Origin of the sequence: Aeromonas sp. QDB11 (assembly GCF_027705265.1) — a bacterium.
Taxonomy (GTDB): Bacteria; Pseudomonadota; Gammaproteobacteria; order Enterobacterales; family Aeromonadaceae; genus Aeromonas; species Aeromonas allosaccharophila.
The window spans coordinates 1-1,631 of sequence record NZ_JAPDBM010000160.1; the positions used below are offsets into that span (position 1 = coordinate 1).

Genomic DNA, 1,631 nt, shown 5'->3' on the forward strand with positions numbered 1-1,631 from the left:
TGGATACCGTGTCTCCTTTCCCGGGGAATGGCTATGGCACAGCGAAGGTGTAGCACTATTGGGATCAGTTATTTAGTGAAGTATCGCTTGGGTGCGCGGCAGAAATCATTATTACGCTGGGGTATCAAACATTCGAAAGGCAGTATTTATCTGATTTCCTTTTGGTTTGTGCAACGCTCTATCCAAGCCACCAAGAGCTAGAGCGTACTATCGGTGCTCGCTACTTTATCAAAAATTTCATTGCTGAAATTGATCCGCTAACTACCGAGTGGTTGTTGGATGAATTGACCAGAGACCTTGCCTGCCATTGTGGCAAAGAATGCTACGAATGTTATTGTCGAAACGGTATAAGTAAAATCGTAGGCTCACTGCTTGATCACTATTTTGATATGGCTCAAGGGCCATTTGACCCAGTGAAAATTTTTCGGTGGACTCAGGAGCTTAATTTTCATGGAAGTAAGAGGGCAGATGAAAGTAGTTCGGTTCGTATACTGTCTACAGACCACCTTTTACGGCAGGGTGTTATTGCTCAGGTATTTTCAAAGTTAACAAATAGAGATGATATTCATAATGCGAGCTTATATAACTTCAACTGGCATTGTCACTCTGGCCTCAACCTTCAGTCGATAGATTATAAGTTCATAGTAGACCTTGCTTTTGAAATAGAAAATATAACTCTGTGGGCGTATTTTATTGAAAGGCACCAATATTACCGTAAGAGTGAAGAGCGAGGACCGAATCCTCTCAGGCGGCACATGCGTGCGCAAGCACTGTTAAAACCAGCATTTATGCGAGAGTGGGCAAAGTCTAACAAGATAACTAAAGAGCAGTTTCAATTGGAGTATCAGCAATGGCACCGTAGAAGTTCAAGAATAAGAGGGCGCAGAGAAAAGAAGCAGATGGTATTACGTGCTGCAAATATTAGGTATTTACAAGAAAATCAGGAATTAATAGAAAGTGGCCGCCATTTGAATAGCTTACTTCATTTTTCTGAGCTGTTTTTGATGGAGCCAGACAAGATAGAATCAGAATGTGGTAACAAAAAAATTGTTCATAATGCTCTTCAGAATTGTCTGGATTTTATTTCACCACATATTCCTGGGTTGGGTAAATTAGCTGAGTTGCAGTGCGCTTCTCAGTCCCTCAATATTGAAACGGTTCTTTATGCAGCCTGTATTAAAATATTTAGAGTAAAAGGTAATTTAGAAACTGTTGATGATAGATTTTTGTCCGCGTTACGAACCAACATAAACATGGGTTATAGCGCAATATCAAATGAGGAAAGAGACCTTCTTCGAGTTGAAGTGGATCGCCTCATATTTTCTGACCCAGCAAAAGCGGAGAGCTTCATTCGGCAGTATTTAGAGCCACAACTTGCTCATAAAAAATGCAACAATGTCGAGCTGTGGTTATTAAAAAGAGATGATAATTTCAGTCATCTACGTGCATCTCTTTCAATTGAGTGGCTCCAGAATTATCCCGAACTAAATCTATCTACATTGAGTGAGCTTTTTGAGATTGCAGCTCAGTATGGAGATCGTACTGACTTGAATGCTCAGAGATCCCCTCATTTTTAGAGACTCAAATAATTCCAAGTGTGCGGGTATATAAGCGGTGTTGCTTCAGGTAGT

1 protein-coding gene is annotated in these 1,631 nt (G+C 40.6%); it reads left to right on the plus strand.

Annotated features, from left to right (window positions below):
* Positions 1-161: 161 nt before the first annotated feature.
* Positions 162-1,577 (plus strand): hypothetical protein, encoded by a 1,416-nt coding sequence (locus OKC40_RS22350; RefSeq protein WP_270797015.1) that lies wholly within the window; start codon positions 162-164, stop codon positions 1,575-1,577.
* The last annotated feature ends 54 nt before the right edge of the window (positions 1,578-1,631 follow it).